A 22,365-nucleotide genomic window follows, 5' to 3' on the forward strand; every position below is an offset into this window, starting at 1 on the left:
TTAAATGATTTTTCATCCTCCTTTTCTTAAAAACTAAACTATTTTTTGTATGTTTGTTGCCGGATTGTAACAATCCGAGCGAATTTAATCTAAGTTTATAACAAGAAAAACAAAAATGTATCCATTAAAATTCGAACCTATTCTGAAGCAGACGCTTTGGGGAGGCGACAAGATTATTCCGTTCAAGCATTTGAATTCAGACTTGAAAGGAGTAGGAGAAAGCTGGGAGATTTCCGGCGTTGACGAGAACGAATCCGTGGTGGCTAATGGCCCGGATAGAGGTTTAAACTTGACCGATATGGTAAGAAAGTATCGTGAGGAGTTGGTTGGAGAAGCAAATTATGCCCGTTTCGGTAACAAATTCCCACTGCTCATTAAGTTTATCGACGCCAAACAGGATTTGTCAATCCAGGTACACCCGACGGATGAGTTGGCGAAGAAACGCCACCATTCGATGGGAAAAACGGAGATGTGGTATGTGATAGATGCTGACAAAGGAGCTAAATTGCGTTCAGGATTCTCTGAACAGATTACCCCGAAGGAATATAAAGAACGCGTGTTGAACAATACGATTACCGATGTATTGCAGGAATATGAAATCCATCCGGGTGATGTGTTCTTCCTTCCTGCCGGACGTGTGCACAGCATCGGGGCGGGTGCTTTCATTGCCGAGATTCAGCAAACCTCTGACATAACTTACCGTATCTACGACTTCAACCGTAAAGATGCGAATGGCAAAACCCGCGAACTTCACACCGATTTAGCCCGTGAAGCCATCGACTATGAGGTTTTGGATGACTACCGCACTAAATACGAACCGTTGAAGGATGAACCGGTAGAACTGGTTGCCTGCACTTACTTCACTACTTCTCTGTATGACATGACTGAAGAAATCAGTTGCGACTATTCTGAACTTGATTCATTCGTGATCTTCATCTGTATGGAAGGCTCCTGTAAGATGAAAGATAATGAAGGTAATGAAGTGACTGTCAGCGCAGGTGAATCTATCCTGTTGCCTGCTACCACGCAGGATGTCATTATCACTCCTGAAGAAGGAGGTGTGAAAATGCTGGAAACATACGTATAAAACGAGATAAACATAAAATTATGGAGGGGCATTCTTTTTGGGAGGATGCCCCTATTTTTCTTTTTTTTGCCGCTTGCCCAATAGCACAATAAATAAAATAATTAATGATGCAAATGAGGAACAAAAATGGATTTAGCCGGTGTGGGGAGAACTACATCGTTCGTTTACGAAAGGAGGGTCGTTATTCAACAGCACATGTCTATCAGAATGCCCTTTATTCTTTCAGCAAGTTTTGCGGCACGTCCCATGTGTCGTTCGGACAGGTCAGCCGTGGAAGTTTGCGGCGTTATGGTCAGTACCTTTACGGGTGTGGCTTGAGACTGAACACGATTTCCACGTATATGCGTATGCTTCGTAGCATTTACAATCGGGGAGTGGAAGCTGGCATTGCGCCTTATGTGCCGCGACTGTTCCACGATGTTTATACGGGAGTGGATGTCCGCCAGAAGAAAGCCCTGCCCGCTGTCGAATTGCACAAGCTTCTGTATGAAGATCCCAAGTCGGATCGATTGCGTCGAACACAGGCGATTGCCTGCCTGATGTTCCAGTTCTGTGGAATGTCGTTTGCAGATCTGGCCCATCTGGAGAAATCTGCCTTGGATCAGAATGTATTGCGGTATAACCGAATCAAGACCAAGACTCCGATGAGTGTGGAAGTGCTTGATACGGCAAAGGAGATGATCAACCGGCTCCGTAGCCGTCAGGATTCTCGTCCTGATTTTCCGGATTATCTGTTTGACATCCTTAGTAGTGACAAGAAACGGACGGATGAACGGGCTTATCGGGAATACCAGTCCGCCCTGCGTCAGTTCAATAATTGTTTGAAAGACTTGGCCAGAGCCTTACATCTGAAGTCTCCCGTCACTTCTTACACCCTCCGCCATTCCTGGGCCACGACCGCCAAGTATCGGGGAGTATCGATCGAAATGATTAGTGAATCATTGGGACACAAATCTATCAGAACCACACAAATCTATTTGAAAGGCTTCGGTCTTAAAGAACGCACAGAGGTAAATAAGGGGAATTTATCTTACATCAGGAACTATCGTTCAGGTAAATGATTAACGGTAAAGTATTAGAAATCAATATCGAATTATGTCTGTTACTTCTTAGGTAACGGATAATTATTCGATGCAAAGATATGTAAAAATACAAATAACAAACAAGTAAAATCTTCATTTTTTTACAGATTTGTTGAAATATGCAACAAAAAACTATCCGGACATGATGCCGTTGTCTGATCATGTCTTAAATTCTTATACCCTGTTTTCAAAGCTGCTTTTCCCTTCGCTTAGGTTAGAAAAACATCCTTGTAGGTAGCTCCTGTCCATGTTTTTCTGCTTTCATCTGTTTTCCCTGTGAATGAGTACCTTATCCGTTACCTAAGAAGTAACGGACTAGTATGGGGTAAAAAAGTATGATTCTAACGAAAGAAACTTTAAGTGCTGGGCCTAAAAATGGGACAGGGGAAGGCGTAGCACACCCTAAACGCTGGTATGTCGCCTTGGTTCGCATGCATCATGAGAAGAAAGTGGCCGAGCGTTTAGGCAAGATGGGGATTGAGAATTTTGTACCGGTCCAGCAGGAAGTACATCAATGGAGCGACCGCCGCAAGGTGGTCGAATGTGTGTTGCTTCCCATGATGGTTTTTGTGCATGCGGATGGGAAAGAACGCAAAGAGGTCCTTTCCCTGTCTACAGTCAGCCGGTATATGGTCATGCGCGGTGAGAGCAGTCCTGCAGTAATTCCCGATGATCAGATGGCCCGTTTCCGTTTTATGCTCGACTATTCGGAAGAGGCGATCAGTATGAACAGTGCTCCCTTGGCACGTGGTGAGAAGGTCCGTGTCATCAAAGGTCCTTTGACGGGGCTTGTGGGCGAGCTTGTCACGGTTGGCGGCAAGAGTAAGATCGCTGTCCGTCTGGATATGCTGGGGTGTGCTTGTGCGGATATGCCGGTTGGGTATGTGGAGTTGCTAGACGATGGTCGTATGCCGAATTTCCGGTGTGGTTAAAGCCAAATGTTTTAGTTAAAATTTATCTCACAGGCTTTCGGACTTTCCATAGATGAGATTGAAAGAATCTGATATGAGCAAGCATTTGATTACCTTCATCGTCCAAACAGATTCACCTGAAATTTGGGTGGTGAGCTATGCTCATGTAAGCACTCAAAGGCGTTCTTTTATGTCAATGAGTTGGATTTTAAATATCCGGCAGCATTGATTGAATGTTCCCCTTGATTAAACCCTGCAAGAATGTAGGCCTCAATGCCCGTGACTATATTGCAACTACAATCAGGCTGCTGATGGACGGAAATGAGAATTATGAAGAGTTTGTTCCTATGTCGATGGCTATATAAACATTATAAATCGCTAATTTTTAAAATACTCAAAGTTCATCTTCTTGATTTTTAAGAGGGTGGACACTGTTGAGTGCTTACTATGAGCATAGAAACACAATCAAACAACAAACGCATTGCGAGAAATACGCTGTTGCTGTATATACGTACCATCCTTGTTATGGTCATTTCGTTATATACGAGCCGTGTAATCCTTTCTGTCTTGGGTGTGGACAATTATGGTATATACAATGTGGTAGGTGGTGTTGTTGCCATGTTCTCTGTTGTATCCGGTGCTTTGTCTGGTTCCATCAGCCGTTTTATCACATTTGAACTGGGACATGGCAATGTAAACAGACTGAGAACCATCTTTTCTACAAGTATTAATATACAAATAGGCATATCATTACTCATTTTTTTGTTAGGAGAAACTATCGGTTTTTGGTTCCTTAACAACAAGATTGACATTCCGGCAGAACGGTTGCATGCAGCCAATTGGGTGTTGCAATGTTCACTGGCAACATTTATTATTAATTTGATCAGTGTCCCATATAATGCTGTCATCATAGCTCATGAGAAAATGTCCGTTTTTGCTTATGTCAGCATTTTGGAAGCAGCATTAAAATTATTCATAGTCTATTTTCTCTATATTTCTGCATGGGACAAATTAATAGTATACTCATTGCTTCTTGTTTTGGTTGCCATAGTCATACGAATTGTGTATGGGGTATATTGTAACCGATACTTTGCGGAAACTCGTTATCAGAGGGTTCATGACCGTACCCTGCTTCGTGAGATGGCTTTATTTGCCGGTTGGGGATTTTTCACTAATGCAGTTTATATGTTTAACACACAAGGAATTAATATTCTCATTAACCTGTCTTTTGGTGTAACTGTAAATGCGGCAAGGGGAATAGCAACGCAGGTTGAAGCAGCGATGATAAAATTTGTCAATGACTTTACAACGGCTCTCAATCCTCAAATCACCAAGAGTTATGCTGCAAGGCAGATGAACGAGATGTACAAACTTGTCAACCGTGGAGCAAAATTTTCAGCCTTTCTTACTTTGGCTATCTCTTTGCCTGTGTTATTTGAAGCGGACTATATCCTTGGTCTTTGGCTTGAAGAAGTGCCTCCACACACTGTTGCCTTTGTGCGTCTTGGCATCATTGCCACAATGCTCGACCGTCTTGGCAATACCGGTTATACTGCATGCATGGCCACAGGCACCATACGCCGCTATGTGTTGTTGGTAAGTACTGTAGGGTGTCTGGTGTTCCCCGTCACATACCTTGTTTTTGAAATAGGTGCACCGGTGGAAGCTGTATACGTCGTATTCTGCGGAGTATATGTGGCAGTTGACGCTGTCCGCCTTTATGTTATGAAAGGGTTGCTGAAGTTTCCCGTCATGAGTTTCGTGCGCGGGGTAATCGGGCGAATACTGCTTGTAGCGATGGTTTCATGTATTCTGCCATCATTGGTCATTTATATGGCAGATGAATCATTTTCCAGACTTGTCATTTCAACAATGGTCTGTCTTGCATCATCCATTGCGGCTACCTATTATGTGGGCTTTGACAGTCACGAGCAGAAGGTTGTCACACAAAAAGTGGTGAACATATACAAAAATAAAATCAAGAGAATCTAACATATATGTCAGTCAAAAGTATCATCAAACGCGGCATACGTTATATAATCAAAGGTGTGCCCACTGTGAACGTCTATCCTCAAGTGTCATGTCTGGCTCCCAATGAGCTGCTGAAAGGTCGCACCGCCCTCATTACGGGCGGCACAAGCGGCATCGGCTATGAGATAGCAAAGGCCTATATCAATGCCGGTTCAAAAGTGATTATCACCGGTCGTAGACAAGAACGCATCGATAAGGCTTGCAGAGACATCAATGACGAAGTAGTCAACAAAGGTATGATACGTGGTCTTGTGATGGATAATACTCTAACCGGAACCTTTGCCGACAAACTAAAAGAGGCTGTTGCGGGGGGGGGATAGATATCCTTGTAAACAATGCAGGTGTACTTGGTTGCAATTTCGGCACAGGCAAAGAAGAGGATTTTGATGCAGTGCTTGATACAAATCTCCGTGGCGTATTTTTTCTCTCCCAGACCGTTGCACACTATATGAAAGCCAACAATATCAAGGGGAACATTCTTAATATCGCCTCCTCATCAAGTCTGCGTCCGGCCACGTCTGCATATACTATCAGCAAGTGGGGAATTCGCGGGCTTACACTCGGCATGGCACGCATGCTTGCGCCCCACGGTATTGTGGTGAATGGTGTGGCTCCGGGTCCCACGGCAACACCGATGCTGATGACTGGCGGAGTAAAAGAGAACATCTATCATTCATCCAACCCGACGGGCCGCTTTGCGCTGCCGGAAGAAATTGCCAACATGGCCGTTATCCTTGTGAGTGGCATGGGGCGAATGATTGTGGGGGATATTGTTTATATGACCGGAGGGGCGGGAAACTGTACAAATGAAGATATGGATTACGACTTTAACTGATTCTTACAATATAGCAGACTGTTACCGTAACTGTTTCCCTGTTTGACGCAGGTGCCACATTAAAAATTATTCCCGATAGGTTTCACAGACTTACAGGTCTATAAATATTACATTCAACAATACATGGAACAAAAGTATTATACCGATGAGCGCAATGTGCAGATTGTCATTTCTTTGCTCAAAGCGCATGGTATACGTAAGATTGTAGCCTCGCCCGGTACTACCAATATTACGTTTGTCGGCAGTGTGCAGCAAGACCCATACTTTGAGATTTACAGTTCGGTGGATGAGCGCAGTGCTGCCTATATTGCCTGCGGCCTGGCTGCAGAAAGCGGTGAGACCGTGGTGCTTACATGCACTGGGGCAACCGCTTCGCGCAACTACTATAGCGGGCTTACGGAGGCTTATTACCGCAAACTGCCTGTCCTTGCCCTGACATCACACCAAGGCAACTACCGCATAGGTCAGCTGATTGCGCAGAATATAGACCGCCGGCAGTTACCAAACGACATTGTGACCTTGAGTGTGGAGGCTCCTCTTGTCCGAGACGACAATGATGAGCAACTTTGCACCATCAATGTGAACAATGCCCTGCTGGCTCTTACACGTCATGGCGGAGGTCCCGTGCATATAAACCTGTTTACGACGTACAGCCGGAACTTTTCCGTGAAGGAACTTCCTGTCGTCCGTTGTATACGCAGATATACCCCTAATGACAAAATGCCGCAGTTGCCGGAAGGAAAGATAGCCGTCACGGTCGGTTCCCACCTTCGTTTTACCGAAGGGCAGACCCAAGCGATAGATGACTTCTGTGCCACGCATGATGCCGTGGTGTTCTGCGACAATACCAGCGGATATTATGGCCGTTACAAGGTGGTATTTTCACTTGTGGCCACACAACACCAATATGAATCATCCAACCGTAAAGTAAATTTGCTTATACATATCGGTGAAGTAAGCGGTGACTATTCAGGCATGGGGGTGCGGAGCAATGAAGTGTGGCGTGTGAACCTCGATGGCGAGTTGCGTGATCCCATGCGCAGGTTGACCAAAGTGTTTGAAATGCCCGAGGCTGATTTCTTCAGGCACTATGCCAAGGAGGGGCAAAGCCGCCATGCCTACCTTGACGCTTGTCGCGAGGAGGACGCTGTCGTGCGTAGCCGGATTCCGGAACTGCCTTTTGGCAATATTTGGGCGGCACAGCACACCATGCATCGACTGCCAGTTTGCTCCGTACTCCATCTCGGCATCCTCAACACGTTACGCTCTTGGAATTTTTTTCCCATGCCAGAAGGCGTGGAAGGTTATTCCAATGTGGGAGGCTTTGGTATCGATGGTGATGTGTCATCGCTCATAGGATCTTCACTTGCACATCCCGAAAAGTTATATTTCGGTGTGTTTGGTGACCTTGCATTTTTCTACGACATGAACGTGGTGGGCAACAGACATGTGGGTAACAATATCCGTATCATGCTCGTCAACAATGGCAAGGGAGGTGAGTTCCGCAACTACGGTCATCCATGCAGCGCATTTGGCAAAGACGCTGAACCTTATATGGCGGCGGCCGGACACTACGGCAATAAATCGGCAGACCTTGTGCGGCACTATGCTGAGGACCTGGGCTATGAATACCTTGCAGCCTCTACCAAGGAAGAATATCTTACGGCGGTAGAACGCTGGCTCCACCCCTCTGTTACCAATCGTCCGATACTTTTCGAAGTGTTTGTCGACAGTGCAGAGGAATATAAGGCTCTCGAGCTGATCTCAAATTTCATGGTTGACGCGAAGACTGTACTGAAACGAAAGATGAAAGGCATCGTGAAGGATGTATTTGGTGAGGGGGCTGTGCAAACAATCAAGAATATTTTAGGGGAATAATATTATGTTAAAAAAAATCAAAATAGGGGGGGTAAATCCTACACTTCCGAAAGAAATATACAGATACTGATAGCTGTGATGAAAGCCAACGACATCCATCACGTGGTGACATCGCCGGGAGCTACCAACGTGACTTTTGTTGGTAGCATCCAAAACGATCCGTTCTTCGAGCTCTATTCTTGTGTTGATGAGCGCAGTGCCGCATATATGGCTACTGGACTTGCTGCCGAAACTATGCATCCGGTAGTGCTGAGCTGTACGGGAGCAACCTCCTCGCGCAACTATATGCCGGCCCTTACCGATGCTTATTACCGACACCTGCCCGTGCTGGTCGTGACTTCCAGTCAACGTCTAAGCCGTGTAGGTCAGCTGGTGGCACAGGTTACCGATCGGTCAACACCTCCAGCTGACACGGTGGTAAAGTCATTCCAGATTGATACGGTGGAATCGTCCGATGGCGAGGCACATGCTGTGATACAGGCTAATGAGGCCGTGTCGAGATTGTCTCTCAATGGTGGCGGACCGGTTCATGTCAACCTTATAACCGTTTACAGTCGTGATTTCTCTGTAAGGCATCTGCCACCCACACGCATCCTGCACAGGGTGGACCGGGGCATGGAGTTTCCACCGTTGCCGCAAGGACGCATAGCCATATTCGTGGGAAGCCATAAACGTTTCACCGATGAAGACACCAATACCATTGACGCTTTTTGCTCAACGAACGATGCTGTTGTTTTTTGCGATGCTGCAAGCAACTATTACGGACGTTATCGTATACAGTTTGCTCTGCCATTGGCACAGGAGAATTATGATTCGTCCTTCATGTACCCCGATCTGCTTATTCATATCGGTGAGATAACAGGAGATTACACCGCAGGACGGTTGGCTCATAAGGAAGTGTGGCGTGTGTCGGAAGATGGTACATATCGTGACTTCTTTCATTGTCTCACCCACCTGTTTAACATGAGTGAACGTGAGTTCTTCAGCCATTATGCGGCATCAGGCACAGGCAACCACTCCTATCTTGATGCTTGCCGTACAGAATATGAAATTACAGCAAGCAAAATTCCGGAACTGCCTTTCAGTAACGGGTGGATAGCACACCATACAGCCCATCTCATACCTGCCGGTTCACACGTTCAGCTCGGAATACTCAATTCGTTGAGACATTGGAATTTCTTTCCCTTTACCGACGGGGTGACATCACAGGTCAACGTCGGAGGATTTGGCATCGACGGCTGCGTATCATCGCTGGTGGGGGCTTCGCTCGTTCATCCTGACAAACTCTATTTCGGCATTTTCGGTGATCTCGCTTTCTTCTATGACATCAACGTGATTGCATCTGCATCTATTAACAATAATCTCCGGATTATGGTGATCAACAATGGAAAGGGCACGGAATTCCGCAATTATAACCACATTGCCCAGATTTTCGGTGACGATGCCGATAAGTATATGGCGGCAGCTGGGCATTTCGGCAACAAGTCGCAGCAACTCCTGCGCCATGCAGCCGAGAACTGCGGTTTTGAGTACCTTACTGCCTCAAATAAGCAAGAATACCTTACAGCTGCCGAGCGTTGGCTCATACCCGAAGTCACGGATCGTCCGATGCTTTTCGAGGTGTTTACCGACAGTAAGGATGAGAATGTAGCCCTTTATACCCTTTGCCATATAAGAAGTTCTAAAAATTATGTATTGAAGCATAAAGTCAAAATTTTTGCCAAGGGAATACTTGGAGAGGGTGGTGTGAGAGTTGTAAAGAACTTATTGGATAAATGATCTGATTTAGGCTGAACGATAACATTTTGTAAATCAATAAGTCTGAATACCTGAAGGATATTTTATAAAAACTTGTAGTAGGGTGTAACTCAATAAATTAAGAATTAATGAGAATAGGGATACTAACTTGCTGGAGTAGCAAAGACAACTACGGGCAACAGTTGCAATGCTGGGCGTTGCAGCAATACCTTAGAGGACAAGGGCACCAGCCCTATCTTGTGAGATTTGTAGCGCAATGTCCATCATTGTGGAAACATGTTATGAATAAATTTCAGCTTTCGACATTTAAACATCTTATTAGTGGCAGGCGTTCACGAGAAAAAGCTGAATGGAGAATTGAAAAGCAACTTGCCGCCATCAATAAAGCGAATAATCCCAAGCGGGAATTTGACAAGTTCAGGAACAAGTATATTGCAATGTCTGACAGGATTTATACAACCCTATCTGAGTTAAGGGAATCCCCTCCTGTTGCTGATGCATATATAACAGGTAGCGATCAGGTCTGGTTTGATACGCTTTCAAATCCCAACAACAGGGCTTGGTATCTTGATTTTGGGTCAGAATCAGTTTTACGTATCTCATACGCAGCAAGTATCGGACGGGAAATTCTTCCGAGCGAACAGAAACTTTTCACCCGGTTGATACAAAGGCTTGACGCGGTCAGTGTACGCGAGCAGTCAGGATGGGAACAATGTCAGAGGGCCAGTCGCACGGATATCATGCAGGTTATAGATCCCACCCTCCTTATTGACAGCCAATCCTATTCGGCTTTGACAAAAGGGGAGAAGCTGCATAATGAAGATTATATATTCGTATATGTGCTTAATGTACGCACACAACAAGAAATACATGCCGGTGAAATCGAGTCTTACCGGTTATCAAAGGGGCTGAAACTGAAGACGGTGTATTCATCCGGTTATTATCAGGGGCGTAACTTGTTTGAAGGCAACGATAGCTTGTCGGCCACTATTCCGGAGTGGATCACCCTCATCCGCGATGCCCGTTGCGTAGCCAGCAGTTCCTTTCATGGTATTGTATTTAGTATTATTTATCACCGGTCATTTGTTGCAATACCTCTTACGGGTAAAAGGAGCAAAGCCAATGCCCGTCTCACATCATTGCTTGGAAGTCTTGGTTTGCAAGAGCGTATCATGGCTGATGGATCCGACTTTAAAGCATTGATGGACAAGCCCATCGACTGGGATGATGTAGAACGGAGACTCTCTGCGTTGCGCAGCAAATCATGGGAGTTCCTTCGTGATGCACTATCTAAAAAGAAAAAGATATGAAGAATCCGGTGATCTCAATTATTATCCCCGTATATAATGCGGAAGAGTACCTGAGACGTTGTTTAGACAGCTTTGTGGCGCAGACTTTCACGGATTGGGAAGTCTGGCTGATTGATGACGGATCGACTGACAGATCAGGAGCGATTTGTGATGAATATGCTGACCGCGATTCGCGTTTTTGTGTGATACACAAGGAGAATGGCGGTGTCGCATCCGCACGTCAGGCGGGGGTGGATAATGCACGGGGTGAATATTCCATCCATGCGGACGCCGATGACTTTGTGGAGCCTGCGATGCTTGCCGACATGCTTTCCTACATTCGTGAAACGGGTGCAGATCTTGTTGTAACCGACTTTTACGGTGAGAATAAGCGAGGTTTCCGATATGTGAGCCGCCAGCGACCTACGGGTAACACTACTTCACAACTTATCGACGATGTTATTCACGGGCGGGTTCACGGTTCGCTTTGTAACAAGCTTATGCGTCATGATTTATATAAAAAATATAATTTACGTTTTTTCAATGGAGTGGACTATTGCGAAGATGTGCTTATTCTCGCCCAATTGGCACGTCACTCCCAGCGCGTGGTCTCTTTGACCCGTGCTTACTACCACTATTGTTATGCTCCGAAGAGCATAACACGAGATATTTCGATAAAGACTTATAATATGCAAAAGGAATACGTAAAAATGCTTGACAAAATAGGGGGGGGTAAAAGCTACCTTGTCCGTCTCGCGGCTCACCGTGCAAAACTTGATGCGCTACGAAACGGCCTGATGACCCGTGATGAATATTACTCATTCTTTCCTTCTTGCAAAGATGTGTGCATAGACACCCCCAACCTTGAATCGTATCTTTTCGGAGTGACAGCACTCGGTGGCCATTACCGCATGGCGGTGGCAATGTTCCGTACGCTTCAATTCTTTCGGAAAATACTATCTTTTATGCTGAGTCCCGTAAAACATTATCTTACAAGTATCTGAGTCTATACAGCCATGTGGCGCAGATAAAACGGAAAGGATGAATCATCCAACTCATTTTTTATTTGCATCACATAGCTATGAACATCTTATTTTTTACAACTTATCAGCTTTCGCCTACCAAGGGAGGTACAGAGCGTATAACACTTTCTTTAGCCAACATACTGCGTAGTCGATATGGATACAAATGTTATTCCGCATATATGGTACCCGACAAGATTGACAAGCTTGAATATCTTGACGGATCATTTTGTCTACCTCGTTGGTATGGCAAGGCTTGGCGGAAGCAATTGCACCGATTTGTAACGAGCCATCAAATTTCGATTATCATCAATCAAGGATCATTCAACATGCAGCCAAGGTTTGCTGACTGCTTGAAAGGGATGGGCATCAGATTTATATTGGTCCATCACTTCGAGCCAGGATGGGGGGAACATTTCATAACGTTCCGCAGCATATTCTTCAAATTGCTTCATTCGCCTAGGTTGTTATCCTCTTGTCGGGCGCTACTTTATCTTATAACATATCCATTATTTAAAATGCATTATAACGCAAGCATATCATGCCAATATCACCGTGGTTATGAAAGCGCGCACCGCATGGTGCTGCTTTCCAGGGGCTTCCGCCAACAGTTTCTCGATTATGCCCGCATAACCGATGGTAGTAAACTGCGCTTCATTCCCAATATGTTGTCCTTCTCTGCGTTCCTGTCTGAGACAGAGATACCCCATAAAGAGAAAATTGTACTTGTGGTTGCCCGTCTGGAGGAAACTCAAAAACGTATTTCCCATATCCTGCGTATTTGGCAACAGATTGAACAAAGTTCGGGAAATAAGGATTGGACGCTTCATATCGTCGGGCACGGTATGGACGAAGCCCGTTATTATCGCTTGGTCCGTCAACTCGGTCTGCAGCGAGTCACGTTTCATGGTCGTCAAAATCCGGAGCCTTACTATCGCAGGGCATCTCTTTTTATGATGACCAGCCGCAGTGAGGGGTGGGGGCTTACCCTCACCGAAAGCCAGCAGATGGGTGTCGTTCCATTGGCATACGACAGTTACAGTTCACTCCGTGACATCATAACAGACGGATATAATGGTTTCATCATTCCGGATACGGATATCAATACATACGCAAGCCGAATGCTTGAATTAATGAACAATGATGAATTACGTCGGAAAATTGCATGTCAAGCCATTGAAAGTGCACATAGATTCGAGCCTGCAACAGTAGCGGATAAGTGGGTGAAAGTGATAGAAGAGTAATATTCCATTTATGAAGATAAAAAATGAGACAAAGAAAACTGAGATAAAAAGAATTATAAAAATTATTATCAGGAAATCAAATTATGGGCGTGAAAACGAAACGTACAAAAGCATAATACTCGTTTTAGGATATAAGGATTTGATAATTAAATATATAAGTAGGGATAATAGGATAGAGTACTATAAAACGAAACGTACAAAAGGTTTAAGTTGGTTTAGTTTTGGTTTAAGACGAAAGCAAAGTGTTTAAGCAGGTGTTTAATGCGGCTTTGCTTCAGGTTTAATTTGCTTTAATCGCATGGGCGGTCAGGTGGCTTTTTAGAGGCTTTCTGACCGCTTCCTTTTGTTTGGCGGCAATGCTTACAAATGGGCAAGAACTGCGTTAAATGGGGCTTTTGCCCGTATGTCTGTTCGTTTCCTAACATGGAGTCGGTATTGGAAAGGTGAGGTTGCAAATGGAACACAAACACTGTTTAATGGGTATTTAACCGCCTGTTAAATGAGCCTTCGGAAATGATAGAATTAAGGTAGTAAATGTTCGTGTAGGTAGGAGGTAAAATGGTACGTTTCGTTTAAAAAATAGGTGTTGGGTATAGTGTTGGGTATAGTGTTGGGTATAGTTATCGGTAGGGGAATACTCCCCCCAAATGGCAAAAATGACTATAAAAAAGCGGCTTTTTCGTGAAAATCTACCCCTTTAATTCCTTTTTGAATATAGGAAAAATAACGGCTATAATCTGTATAAGTAATTGATTATAAGTGCTTAATGCATGATTTACTCTCCAAAAATGAAGAAAATAGCTAATCATCATCCTTTTTGCCCCATTTTAGGGATGTCGGCAGTATGAATGTAGACAGTGTGTTGGTGTACCGAATTAGCCGACATTGGCAATAGTATCGGTGTTCGCATTGGTTGCATTTTTTTCAAAACGCTGTTGCATTTGGGCTATGCGCTCACGTAGCTGCCCGATTTCTTCGGACATAGTACGAATCGTTGCGTCTTTTTCTTGAATTATTGCGAATAATTTATCTTCAATCCCTGTGCTGGGTGAAGCACCGACCACTTTCTCCTCTTCGGGGCGGAAATCAAAAGCATCTCCTCTACCTGTTATAAACCATGTAGTGTTTACTTCCGCAATTGCGCATACTTTTTCCACTACATCAAAGGACGGCTTCCCCTGTCGTTTTCCTACTATATTTTCAACAACAGACGGAGCTACTCCAATTGCACTGGCAAAAGCACTCTTGTTGCCTCCATATAGCGTGCGTATTATCTTTCCGAACCGTTCATTTATACTCATAAGTAATCAAAAAATAGCGCATTTGCGCAAAATAATTCTATTTTTATTTGTTATATGCGCAAATGCGCATTATCTTTGCAACGGATTAAAAAATTAACCAGCGCCCAAATATACGAAAAAAAGGTGATATGGTGAATTTAAGGTGTAAAACATAAACAAGCAACAATGAAAAAGTACATTCATGTGACTAAGGAAGATCGTCATTTTTTGGCACAAGCATTCGGAGTGTCGGACGTTACGGTATGGAAAGCGCTCAAATACGAGCAGGACACTAACACCATTCGGAAAATTCAGTTTCACGCCCTGCAACGTGGTGGTATTCTAATGATTGTTTCCCCCGCAATGGAAACAATGCACGATGTTGACGGCTATATGCGTCAGTATTTCCCCAATGGTGTGATGCTGGAATGCGATAAGAACACGGGGCGTGTGGACATCATCAAGGACGGCAAGCCGGTGAAGAACTACAAAAACGTAATGTTAAACCAGTTTCCTGCCATACAGGCGGAAGCACAAAACCTTTAAGCCATGAGCAAAAACAGGATCAATCGTCAAGGTGGTACTCGAAAACAATCTCAACCCCTTTCTTGTAGGCCAGATTTGAGAATAGAGATTTCATTAGTTCAACCCTTAAATATGCCTGTTCCAGACAGGAATATTGAAAGGATAAAGGCAGCGTCAGGGTGCCTTCTTCATCAAATGAATGTTGTAAATAGTTTGGTTCGGGTGCAAGATCGGACTTTTCCCATACAATCAAGAAAGCCCGAGCCACAACTTGTAGAATGCCTGATATATCAGACAGAAACTCTTCTAAATATTCTCGAACGTTATGTTCTTCCACAGCTGGAGCGGACAAGTGACAGTAAATATTGACTTCCATAAATGTAATTTTAACAACCGCTACAAATATACGCAAATTATGGAATATTACGGTAACACGCTTTGTATAAGCCATGCAGAATTAACGGCAGGCATCATGTCGAAATCTAACCTTAACTACTATGTAAGAGAGGGGAAGATTAAGCAGGTGCAACGTGCCTGTTATGGTACACCCGCGCTGTTTGCCGTTGAAAGCCTGCCATTAAAATACCGCACGGAGGTTTACCGCCGCAACCCCGACTTACAGGAAAAAGCCGACAGCAAGCCTTTTATGGATACAATCACCCCGGACGGACAGGCCATGCGGTTTTATGAGGCCTACGTGCTGCCCGATGGTCGCCATCTCTCCCCCGAGAAGCAGGCGGAATATTCAAACAACTGTGCCATCATGAACGCTTTTCGGCAGTGTATCGAAACCAGCAACAGTCACCGCATGCGTCAGAGCAAACCGCGTGTGAACAAGACGGAGTTCTGGCGCAAGGCCGCGGCAGCCCTGCCTCGCCTGGCTGACCGCTTCCCGCACTCGTTACCCGAAAGCGATCGCCGCCTGCAACGCAAGTTCAACGAGTACCTGCACGAGGGTTATGCGTGCTTCATCAGCAAGAAATTCCAGAATATCAACGCCGCAAAGGTGGATGACGAAGACAAGGAAAGCGTTTTAACGGTCATACTTGCGCACCATAACAACCTTGACGACGTAACAATCGCGGGGTATTATAACCGTGAAGCCCGCAAGAACGGCTGGAAAGAGATCACCCCCTCCGCCGTCGGTGTGTGGCGAAAGAAAAAAGACCTTATAATTTCAGTCGGCCGCCGCGGTCTTACGAATTTCCGCAACGAAAAGAGTATGCAAGTGAAGCGCAGCCGTCCGACCGCTCCGTTCCTGATGTGGACGCTTGACGGTTGGGATGTGGAACTGCTCTATCAAAAGACCAAGACGAACAGCAAGGGACACAACGTTGCCAATTACGACAACCGTCTGACGTTGGAGGTGGTGCTTGACCCGTGTATAAATTACCCGATAGGGTATGCCATCGGCACGCACGAGACCCCCGATTTGATAGCCGAAGCACTGCGCAATGCAGCCAAGCACAGCGAGGAGCTTTTCGGGGTCATGCTTCGGGCAAACCAGATACAATGCGACCACTATGCCATTAAGGCCATGACGCCTGTTTATGGCGTGATGGGCAAATTGCTGACCCCCGCCCGCGTGAAGAACGCCAAGTCAAAGGTAATAGAACCGTATTTCGACTACCTGAATGAAACCTACTGTAACAAGTGGAACAACTGGAGCGGCTACGGCGTGACGACGAACCCGAAACGCCAGCCCAATGCGGAAGCCCTGAACAGGCTTCGGCACAGTTTCCCCGACGAGGCAGGCGTCCGCCGCCAGATAGAGGAAATGATACAGGCTGAACGCGCCTTAAAAATAGCGCAGTTCCGCGCATTGATGGAGAACCTGCCGACGGAACGCCGCCTGCCTTTGAACCGTGAGGCGTATCTGTACAGCTTCGGCGCGGCGACAGGCTTCAAGAACGCCATCGAGGGCAGCGGCCTGCGCCCCACGCTTCTGGGTATGAAGCGCGACTATGACTGTTTTGACATCCGTTTCAGGGAACACACGGGAACACGCTGGACGGTCAAGTACGATCCTGACAACCTGCATGAGGTTCTGGCTGTGAATGAAGACGGCACGCTGCGTTTCATGCTGACAGAAAAATACGTGCAGCCGATGGCACTTGCCGACCGAAAGACGGGTGATGCCGCGGAACTTCAAAAGGTGTTTGATTTTAACGAACGGCTGGAGGGGTACGTTCTGGAGAACCTGAATGCCGCTTATGAAAAGGCCGATACGTACATGCGTGAGGATAATACGTTAAACCGCCTACTGTTATGTGACAGCCGCGGCCAGCATAAACTGCCGAAAGCGCAGAAACGTCTGAAAGCTGTTGATGTGGAGGCGATAGAAGTTAAGACGGTGGAAGTTCCCATTATACCGCAGGGCGCACCCTCGACAGATAAAGACGATTATTCAATTTTCTAAAACGAAATAAGATGCAAAAGGACGAAAAACAACAGATTGCCGCACGTCTTAAAGACTACTGCGCGCAGAAAGGCAGCCAAAACAAGGCGGCCAACAGCATGAACGGCGTAAGCGCGGCCACTGTCAGCAAGGTGCTGGCAGGAGATTGGGACACCATCAGCGAGGAAATGTGGCGCACGATAGCCGCCCAGACGGGACACGAGGCAAAAGCGTGGCGCATTGCTGAAACACGCGCGTACAGCCGCATGGGCTTCCTGCTTGACAATGCCCGCGAGGACAGCCTTGTATTGGCCGTTACGGGTGATGCCGGATGCGGTAAGACGGAAGCCATAAAGAACTACGCCGCCGCGCACCGCCACGTTTACCACCTCTGCTGCTCCGAGTATTGGAACCGCCGCACGTTCATGGGCAAGCTGCTGCAATGTATGGGTGTGGACTTCACGGGCAGCACGGTGTCGGATATGATGGACGACATCATCGACACGCTCAAACGCAAGGAAAATCCGCTTGTGGTGCTTGACGAGGCCGACAAACTTTCGGATCAGGTGCTTTATTTCTTTATCAGCCTTTACAACCAGCTGGAGGGACACTGTGGAATCATCCTTTGCGCCACCAATTTTCTGGAGAAGCGCATTAAAAAAGGGCTGCGCACCAAACGCAAGGGGTACGAGGAAATTTACAGCCGCATGGGACGCAAGTTCGTGGAGTTGCAGGTGGTGAACAGCGAGGATGTAGCCGCCATTTGCGTAGCAAACGGCATTACAGCCACGAACGCCATCAACCGCATAGTGGAGGACTGCGAATGTGATTTGCGTCGTGTAAAACGCGCTATTTGGGCTTTGCAAAAGGAGGATAAATAAATAGCTATGGGACGGGCGATAAGCAATAAAAACGTACTGACGGCAAAATTTGAGGTGGCCGACTTTGACGGGGCATTTCTTGCCAGCTTCGGACGGCCGGAACTGCGTGGCGCATGGATAATCTACGGCGGCAGCGGCTCAGGTAAAACCACCTTTGTGATGCAGGTCTGCAAGTACCTTACCCGCTTTCGTCGCGTGGCATATAACAGTCTGGAGCAGGGTTTAAGCCTGTCATTGCAAAAAGCATGGGAGCGCGTGGGCATGGCGGAAGTCGGCAACCGCATTATACTGCTGAATAAAGAACAGCTGAAAGAATTGCGCACCCGTTTGAAGAAGAAACAAAGCCCTGACGTGATTGTGATTGACAGCGTACATTATTTAAGACGCTTCAATATGGATCAGTACCAGACTTTGCGTGACGAGTTCCCCGGCAAACTGTTTATTTTCATTAGCCATGAAAAGGCAGGCCAGCCCAAAGGCACGATGGCACAGAACATCCGCTATGACAGTGAGATAAAAATACGTGTGGAGGGTTACAAGGCATTCGTCACTACCCGTTACGAGGTTGCCGACCTCGGTGAGGGCGGCGCGGACTTCGTGATATGGGAAGCAGGCGCACAGGAGTATTGGATTGATAAAATGTAAAATGATATGACAGAAAACAAAACGATGGATGAAATCCACAGGGATATTTTGAAGAAGTTCCACACCCTTTGCAGCGTGTTGGGGCTGACTGACGCGGAGAAACGCGCCATTGTGGAAAGCTACGGTGTGGAAAGCAGCCGCGACATGGATACCCACGATTTGATAAACGTGTGCGGTCAGCTTTCGGCACAGGTGAATGAAAAGACGGGCGCGGGTGAAATGGACAAACTGCGCAAGCGTGTAATGGCCGCCATCGGCGGCTATCTGAAAGCCACGGGCAAAGAGAGTAACGCCACGGTGATTAAAGGTATTGCCTGCCGTGCCACGGGACACACGGACTTTAACAAGATACCGCGTGAAAGGTTGCGCAATCTGGTGGCCGCGTTCAACAACAAGGTAAAAGACATACAGGCGGTAAATGACATTGCCGACACCCTGTTTATGCAAACACTGTTAGGTCATGGGAACAAAAGACAGGCAAATGCGTAAGGAGCGCAATCTGCGCTACTGGATGCGGAAGAAAGGCTACCTGTTCAACCGTGAACAACGGGTGGTCATACTTCCGGAGGACAGCAAGAACCGCAGTGCGGTACAGGAAAAACGGCTGCGGACATTGGGATATGATTTTCAGTATAATATGTTTCAAACAAATCAGTAATGAATATAAAGAGATTGATAAACGAAGTCGGAAGTTCGTACATCTCATATAGGCAATATTGCGATAAAGTAGCGATAGAAGCTCAAAAGTATATAGATTGGGACAATGATATAGGTTGTGAATACTTCCCTTCTGATGGCGTTTGTCTTACAACGACAGATGCAGATGTTTGTCCGGCTACTGCTTTCTTTAGAGTAATCGAAGAGAAAGGGAAAGATTTCTCAATCGGAGTTTAAAAGTATCTGTGTATAACTAATAACAAAACAGGCATGAATAAAATAAAGAATCGCTGGCTTGCTCTACGAGCCTATAAAATCAGAGTTAAACAATACCCTTACAATGAGCTATTGATTGATAGAAACAATCTCGCTTTTGTCCGTAGAGAAAATGACGGAAACCGATGTGATTGTTTCGGGCATTGGCGTAACTATTGGAATACGATGCCATTTTAATAAACTAATAACAAATCAGGTATGAGTGTAAAAAGCGACATCATCAAAGTAACACCTCCTGCATTTGTCGGGGGTGGCAATCTGAAAGAAGACATCATCAGCAGCGGTCATTCGTGCGGGTATTGTCACGGTAACGGCTTCTTTTGGAGTGAAGAACTGCGGGAGCGTGTGAAAAAAGACTGCCCCGTGTGTAACGGTAGCGGTAAACTCGATGCCGTGATAACAATCGAGTGGAAACCATCAAATAATCATCAAAAATGAGAAAACCAACTTATCAACAGGTAATTAGAATGATAGTCGCCATGCCTTTTGCGTTGGTCGCCTTTGTTCTGATATTTTCAGGCATTTTGTTAAAAGCGGCGGGATGCTTGTGCGTGCTGGATTTTACAGCAGCCAAACGTGAAATAGAGCAGATGAACAGCATTTAATCCCTTTTTTAATAACTTCAAAATCCGTTTAATATGGAAAATGTAACAATGACAGCGGAAGAACGCCAAGAATTTGAGGCGTACCGCGCGGAGAAACAAAAGAAAGAAGCTTCGGCACAGCGCAAGCGGCAGCGCGAGAACTACGCCGCGATGGTAGATGACGAACTGCGTACCACACTACCCGTCCTCCAAGAGTTGAGCGAACAGATTAAGACGGTCAAGAACACCGTTTTCGGCAACTTCGACGCCATTCTGAGAATGAAGTCGGAGGTTCTGGGACTGACGAAAGACGACCAGCGCAGCCATACGTTTACCTCCGGCGACAGCAAACTGCGTCTTACCCTCGGTGTGAACACCATCGACGGTTACCGTGACACGGTGGAGGACGGCATCTCGATGGTCAAGGAATATATTGAAAGCCTTGCCAAAGATGAAACGAGCAAAGCCCTTGTGAATGCCGTGCTGCGTCTGCTTTCCCGTGACCAAAGCGGGAACATCAAGGCCAGCCGCGTGCTCCAGCTCCGTAAGATGGCCGAGGAAACGGGCAACGAGCGTTTTATCGAGGGCGTGCAAATCATCGAGGAAAGCTACCAGCCCACCGAAACAAAGAAATACATTCGTGCTGAATATAAAAACGAAAAGGGTGCTTGGGTAAATATTCCGCTCGGCATGACCGACGTGGAATAAAAAGCCGCGCCAGCTCCATCTGCTAAAATATAGCGAACCGGCGCAAAGCCTTTGCAAAAGGACATTTGCAAAGGTAATAAAAAGGAAGCAGATGGAGAAACGAAAACACCACGAAAGTACCATAGAGCGCATAAGGATGGTTCGAACCATTACCGAGCGTTACTATGAAAGCGGCAATCAGGCGCGATGTTACAAGGCCGTATGGCGGCAGCATATTTTCCCGACGTTCAAAATTTGCTATCGCACCTACATGAATTATTTAGGCATACCGACCCCTCCGCCAGTGCAGCAGCCGAAACAGCTCACATTATGGAATGAAATAGAAGGAAATTCCCTCGAATAATCCGGGAATTTCCTTTTTATTCTTTATATTTGCCCCAAAACATAACATATATAGGTCATGAAATTTATTATTATTTTATTTTTAATGCTATCCGCAGTATTGCCTTCAAAAGCGGATAAATATGCCGAATATTTTGAATGTGCGGATAAAGAGAACGTCCCGGTAATGATCGATAATTTGTTATCTAAAGGAACCAGAAAATACAGGCTCAAAGAGATTCGTAAGCGCAATAAAGACAGCGATCATATTGCATATTACGAATATGTTGGGGTAAATGCCAATTTACCGGATAGCGTACAATTGGTTGTAGAAATCAATTTCCTTATGAAAGGTGCAAACCCCGATTTGGGGGTAACGGGGACTCCGGTATATCGAATAAACTCTATTATCGGAGAATATTTGGATTTATTTCCGATATATCAAATAGTCTCCCCAGAGGTGACAGCAGAAAGTGTTGTTCGAAACGGAGCCAATACAGATATCTCTGATACTCCTTACCCAATTCATTACAGTATAAGAAAGACATCGTCCGGCTACTGGAAATTTAGGAGGTTTTAGTCTCCAATCTATGTTATTCTCAGTTTAACCGAATTTATCTGAACATTTTTGGGTGTTGCCGTTATGTCCTGCGCGCTGGTGATGTACCGCTCGACACTTTCCATCAGTTCCGCGTGGTCGTGATTAGTCGCCGAGGTGGTCAGCTGGAAGCCTGAAAAGTTACCCCCTCGCAACCCCTGCATGGCGGAGTTTATCCGGTCTATCAAATCAAGAAATTCCAGCGCATCGGACATTTTCGGGTCGGCAACCCCGTGTGTGCCGATGGCGCGTGTCACCAGATGCAGGCGCACGGCCACGTCTCCGCGTCGTGCGCCGTTGTTCTGCTGCCGCCACTCTATCGGCTCGAACTCCACGAACACGGCAGGCAAAGGCC

At 46.0% G+C, this 22,365-nt stretch carries 28 protein-coding genes; 24 read left to right on the plus strand and 4 right to left on the minus strand.

The window, feature by feature from the left end; all coding sequences use genetic code 11:
* Positions 1-115 precede the first annotated feature (115 nt).
* The 10 genes from AB9N12_RS18440 to AB9N12_RS18485 all read left to right on the plus strand — a co-directional run bounded on the left by AB9N12_RS18440 (position 116) and on the right by AB9N12_RS18485 (position 11,875).
* Entirely contained in the window at positions 116-1,087 is a 972-nt protein-coding gene (locus tag AB9N12_RS18440) for a type I phosphomannose isomerase catalytic subunit (RefSeq protein WP_369893557.1), read from the plus strand.
* A gap of 113 nt (positions 1,088-1,200) precedes the next feature.
* Positions 1,201-2,148, plus strand: coding sequence for a tyrosine-type DNA invertase cluster 3b (locus AB9N12_RS18445; RefSeq protein WP_369893558.1), 948 nt, complete (start codon positions 1,201-1,203; stop codon positions 2,146-2,148).
* A 356-nt stretch (positions 2,149-2,504) separates the two neighbouring features.
* Positions 2,505-3,101 (plus strand): UpxY family transcription antiterminator, encoded by a 597-nt coding sequence (locus AB9N12_RS18450; protein WP_369893559.1) that lies wholly within the window; start codon positions 2,505-2,507, stop codon positions 3,099-3,101.
* 426 nt (positions 3,102-3,527) lie between these two features.
* A complete protein-coding gene (locus tag AB9N12_RS18455; RefSeq protein ID WP_369893560.1) occupies positions 3,528-5,072 on the plus strand; it encodes a lipopolysaccharide biosynthesis protein in 1,545 nt (514 codons plus the stop codon).
* A gap of 5 nt (positions 5,073-5,077) precedes the next feature.
* Positions 5,078-5,431: an SDR family NAD(P)-dependent oxidoreductase gene (locus AB9N12_RS18460; RefSeq protein ID WP_369893561.1), complete on the plus strand. Its 354-nt coding sequence runs from the start codon at positions 5,078-5,080 to the stop codon at positions 5,429-5,431.
* 2 nt (positions 5,432-5,433) lie between these two features.
* The gene (locus tag AB9N12_RS18465; RefSeq protein WP_369893577.1) at positions 5,434-5,946 is read left to right on the plus strand and encodes an SDR family NAD(P)-dependent oxidoreductase; all 513 of its coding nucleotides are present in this window, start codon (positions 5,434-5,436) and stop codon (positions 5,944-5,946) included.
* A gap of 123 nt (positions 5,947-6,069) precedes the next feature.
* Positions 6,070-7,824 carry a thiamine pyrophosphate-binding protein gene (locus AB9N12_RS18470; protein ID WP_369893562.1) on the plus strand — a complete coding sequence of 585 codons (1,755 nt, stop codon included), beginning with the start codon at positions 6,070-6,072 and terminating at the stop codon, positions 7,822-7,824.
* A 66-nt stretch (positions 7,825-7,890) separates the two neighbouring features.
* Entirely contained in the window at positions 7,891-9,603 is a 1,713-nt protein-coding gene (locus AB9N12_RS18475; RefSeq protein ID WP_369893578.1) for a thiamine pyrophosphate-binding protein, read from the plus strand.
* Between the two features lie 107 nt (positions 9,604-9,710).
* Positions 9,711-10,892: a polysaccharide pyruvyl transferase family protein gene (locus AB9N12_RS18480; protein ID WP_369893563.1), complete on the plus strand. Its 1,182-nt coding sequence runs from the start codon at positions 9,711-9,713 to the stop codon at positions 10,890-10,892.
* Positions 10,889-11,875, plus strand: a complete 987-nt coding sequence (locus AB9N12_RS18485) for a glycosyltransferase family 2 protein (RefSeq protein WP_369893564.1) — start codon at positions 10,889-10,891, stop codon at positions 11,873-11,875. Before AB9N12_RS18480 ends, AB9N12_RS18485 begins: the two co-directional genes overlap by 4 nt.
* A gap of 338 nt (positions 11,876-12,213) precedes the next feature.
* Here AB9N12_RS18485 and AB9N12_RS18490 read toward each other — a convergent pair whose 3' ends face one another.
* Positions 12,214-12,348, minus strand: coding sequence for a hypothetical protein (locus AB9N12_RS18490; protein WP_369893565.1), 135 nt, complete (start codon positions 12,346-12,348; stop codon positions 12,214-12,216).
* Between the two features lie 63 nt (positions 12,349-12,411).
* On the opposite strand from AB9N12_RS18490, the gene AB9N12_RS18495 reads away from it, so the two are divergent.
* On the plus strand, positions 12,412-13,137 hold the full coding sequence (locus AB9N12_RS18495; protein WP_369893566.1) for a glycosyltransferase: 726 nt from the start codon (positions 12,412-12,414) through the stop codon (positions 13,135-13,137).
* Positions 13,138-14,012: 875 nt separating this feature from the next.
* Here AB9N12_RS18495 and AB9N12_RS18500 read toward each other — a convergent pair.
* On the minus strand, positions 14,013-14,438 hold the full coding sequence (locus AB9N12_RS18500; protein WP_369893567.1) for an XRE family transcriptional regulator: 426 nt from the start codon (positions 14,436-14,438) through the stop codon (positions 14,013-14,015).
* Between the two features lie 165 nt (positions 14,439-14,603).
* Between AB9N12_RS18500 and AB9N12_RS18505 the strand changes: the two genes are divergently transcribed.
* A complete protein-coding gene (locus AB9N12_RS18505; RefSeq protein ID WP_369893568.1) occupies positions 14,604-14,963 on the plus strand; it encodes a hypothetical protein in 360 nt (119 codons plus the stop codon).
* A 19-nt stretch (positions 14,964-14,982) separates the two neighbouring features.
* Here the strand turns inward: AB9N12_RS18505 and AB9N12_RS18510 are convergent, their stop codons facing one another.
* Positions 14,983-15,318 (minus strand): hypothetical protein, encoded by a 336-nt coding sequence (locus AB9N12_RS18510; protein ID WP_369893440.1) that lies wholly within the window; start codon positions 15,316-15,318, stop codon positions 14,983-14,985.
* 39 nt (positions 15,319-15,357) lie between these two features.
* Here AB9N12_RS18510 and AB9N12_RS18515 point away from each other — a divergent pair, with 39 nt between their 5' ends.
* From AB9N12_RS18515 to AB9N12_RS18570, 12 genes are all read left to right on the plus strand, one after another.
* Positions 15,358-17,361: a hypothetical protein gene (locus tag AB9N12_RS18515; RefSeq protein ID WP_369893569.1), complete on the plus strand. Its 2,004-nt coding sequence runs from the start codon at positions 15,358-15,360 to the stop codon at positions 17,359-17,361.
* A 245-nt stretch (positions 17,362-17,606) separates the two neighbouring features.
* Positions 17,607-18,221 carry an AAA family ATPase gene (locus tag AB9N12_RS18520; RefSeq protein WP_369893442.1) on the plus strand — a complete coding sequence of 205 codons (615 nt, stop codon included), beginning with the start codon at positions 17,607-17,609 and terminating at the stop codon, positions 18,219-18,221.
* Positions 18,222-18,227: 6 nt separating this feature from the next.
* Positions 18,228-18,866: an ATP-binding protein gene (locus AB9N12_RS18525; protein ID WP_369893293.1), complete on the plus strand. Its 639-nt coding sequence runs from the start codon at positions 18,228-18,230 to the stop codon at positions 18,864-18,866.
* A 75-nt stretch (positions 18,867-18,941) separates the two neighbouring features.
* Positions 18,942-19,355, plus strand: a complete 414-nt coding sequence (locus AB9N12_RS18530; protein WP_369893474.1) for a hypothetical protein — start codon at positions 18,942-18,944, stop codon at positions 19,353-19,355.
* Positions 19,327-19,524 carry a hypothetical protein gene (locus AB9N12_RS18535; RefSeq protein ID WP_369893443.1) on the plus strand — a complete coding sequence of 66 codons (198 nt, stop codon included), beginning with the start codon at positions 19,327-19,329 and terminating at the stop codon, positions 19,522-19,524. Before AB9N12_RS18530 ends, AB9N12_RS18535 begins: the two co-directional genes overlap by 29 nt.
* Positions 19,524-19,760 (plus strand): hypothetical protein, encoded by a 237-nt coding sequence (locus AB9N12_RS18540; RefSeq protein WP_369893570.1) that lies wholly within the window; start codon positions 19,524-19,526, stop codon positions 19,758-19,760. The genes AB9N12_RS18535 and AB9N12_RS18540 overlap by 1 nt, the downstream gene beginning before the upstream one ends.
* A 33-nt stretch (positions 19,761-19,793) precedes the next feature.
* On the plus strand, positions 19,794-19,976 hold the full coding sequence (locus AB9N12_RS18545; RefSeq protein WP_369893445.1) for a hypothetical protein: 183 nt from the start codon (positions 19,794-19,796) through the stop codon (positions 19,974-19,976).
* 21 nt (positions 19,977-19,997) lie between these two features.
* Positions 19,998-20,237 carry a hypothetical protein gene (locus AB9N12_RS18550; protein WP_369893446.1) on the plus strand — a complete coding sequence of 80 codons (240 nt, stop codon included), beginning with the start codon at positions 19,998-20,000 and terminating at the stop codon, positions 20,235-20,237.
* Positions 20,234-20,404, plus strand: a complete 171-nt coding sequence (locus tag AB9N12_RS18555; RefSeq protein ID WP_369893447.1) for a hypothetical protein — start codon at positions 20,234-20,236, stop codon at positions 20,402-20,404. The genes AB9N12_RS18550 and AB9N12_RS18555 overlap by 4 nt, the downstream gene beginning before the upstream one ends.
* Before the next feature lie 33 nt (positions 20,405-20,437).
* Positions 20,438-21,091, plus strand: a complete 654-nt coding sequence (locus AB9N12_RS18560; RefSeq protein WP_369893448.1) for a DUF3164 family protein — start codon at positions 20,438-20,440, stop codon at positions 21,089-21,091.
* A gap of 91 nt (positions 21,092-21,182) precedes the next feature.
* On the plus strand, positions 21,183-21,434 hold the full coding sequence (locus AB9N12_RS18565; protein ID WP_369893571.1) for a hypothetical protein: 252 nt from the start codon (positions 21,183-21,185) through the stop codon (positions 21,432-21,434).
* 57 nt (positions 21,435-21,491) lie between these two features.
* Positions 21,492-21,992 (plus strand): hypothetical protein, encoded by a 501-nt coding sequence (locus tag AB9N12_RS18570; protein WP_369893572.1) that lies wholly within the window; start codon positions 21,492-21,494, stop codon positions 21,990-21,992.
* Positions 21,993-22,000: 8 nt separating this feature from the next.
* Here AB9N12_RS18570 and AB9N12_RS18575 read toward each other — a convergent pair.
* A partial coding sequence (locus AB9N12_RS18575; protein WP_369893573.1) for a hypothetical protein occupies positions 22,001-22,365 on the minus strand: 365 nt, incomplete at its 5' end.

It is taken from the genome of Bacteroides sp. AN502(2024) (assembly GCF_041227145.1).
Taxonomy (GTDB): Bacteria; Bacteroidota; Bacteroidia; order Bacteroidales; family Bacteroidaceae; genus Bacteroides.